The organism is Amaricoccus sp. W119, from assembly GCF_047275745.1.
Taxonomy (GTDB): Bacteria; Pseudomonadota; Alphaproteobacteria; order Rhodobacterales; family Rhodobacteraceae; genus Amaricoccus.
In genome coordinates this window covers 1-1,420 of the sequence record NZ_JBKQWU010000169.1, presented here as the reverse complement: position 1 = coordinate 1,420, position 1,420 = coordinate 1, and the positions used below count along the sequence as shown (strand labels likewise).

General features: G+C 68.5%; 1 pseudogene. It reads left to right on the top strand.

Going from position 1 to position 1,420, the window contains the following annotated elements:
- Window positions 1–65: 65 nt before the first annotated feature.
- A pseudogene (locus ACLJK8_RS22725) lies at window positions 66–1,381 on the top strand (IS3 family transposase).
- Window positions 1,382–1,420: the final 39 nt, after the last annotated feature.

Below are 1,420 nucleotides of genomic sequence, written 5' to 3'. Positions count from 1 at the left end.
TGGGCCGGGGCACGGTTTCTTGAGACAGCGTCGAGCGCTACTTTCCCGAGGAACGGGGGTAGAGCATGGACGACAAGAGCGACGTGAAACCTGGCGCGACGGAGGCCTCGGCCCCGCCGACGCGCGCCCCACACGCTGGCGGCGGCGGGGCCGAGGCCAGTCCGGGGAAGCGCTTTTCGGCGAAGATGAAACTGGCGGCTGTGCAACGGCTGATGCGGGGCGAGAGTCTGGAAGCTTTGTCGCGGGAACTGAACGTGCCGGCGCATCGGCTTTCCGAATGGCGTGACCGCGTGCTGATCGCGGCCGAGAGCGCGCTCAAGGAGCGTGAGCGCGACGCGCGGGATGAAGATATCGAGCGGCTGAAGGCGAAGGTGGGCGAGATCACCATGGCAAACGAGCTGCTGTATTCGAAGATCGAAAGGCTGGAGGCAGGCCGCCCTTTGGCCGGGCGGAGGTCGAGGAGATGATCCATACCACCTCGCCCTCCGTTCAGCGCCGGTACTCCCTGGCCACGGTCTGTCGCGTCTGGGGCGTGTCGCGGGCGACCTTCTATCGTCAGCGCGGGGCCACGGCGGCCAATGAGACGCGCCCTCCAAGCCGGCGCGGTCCGCGCGGCGCCGCCACCGATGCCGACCTGCTGGATGCGATCCGGGAGGTGATCGAGACATCGCCCTTCACGGGGGAAGGCTATCGCAAGGTCTGGGCGCGGCTGCGCTTCAGCGGCCTCCGGACGGCGGCGCGGCGGGTGCGGCGGATCATGAAGGAGCACGGGCTGCTCGCCCCGCACCGGCCAGCGCCACGGGCGGCGCATCCCCACGACGGGACGATCGTGACCGAGCGGGTGGATCAGGTCTGGGGAACCGACATGACGGAGACGATCACCACGACCGAGGGCCGCGCCTATGTCTTCGTCGCCGTCGATCACTGCTCCGGCGAGTTCGTCGGCACCCATGCCGCGTCGGGGGCCAGTCGGTGGGAGGCGCTGGAGCCGGTCAAGCAAGGCGTTGCGAAACACTTCGACGGGCTCAACGCGGGCCCCGCGGCGGGTCTCACCCTGCGCCACGACCACGGCTCCAACTACATGTCGAACGACTTCCAGCGAGAGATCAGGTTCCTCGGCGTCACCAGCTCGCCCGCATTCGTCCGCCAGCCCGAGGGCAATGGCGTGGCCGAGCGCGCGATCCGCACGCTGAAGGAGCAGCTCCTCTGGGTCAGGCACTTCGCCACGGTCGAGGAGCTTCGTCTCGCGCTGGCCGAGTTCGCCGCCCTCTACAATGCGACCTGGCTGAGGGAGCGGCACGGGCACAAGACGCCCGATCAGATCCGGGCCGCGCAACTCGGCCTTGAAACCGAAGCCGCCACGGTCAAACTGGCGGCGTAACCGGCGCAAAGCGCTGTCTCAAATCCGTGCCCCGGTACA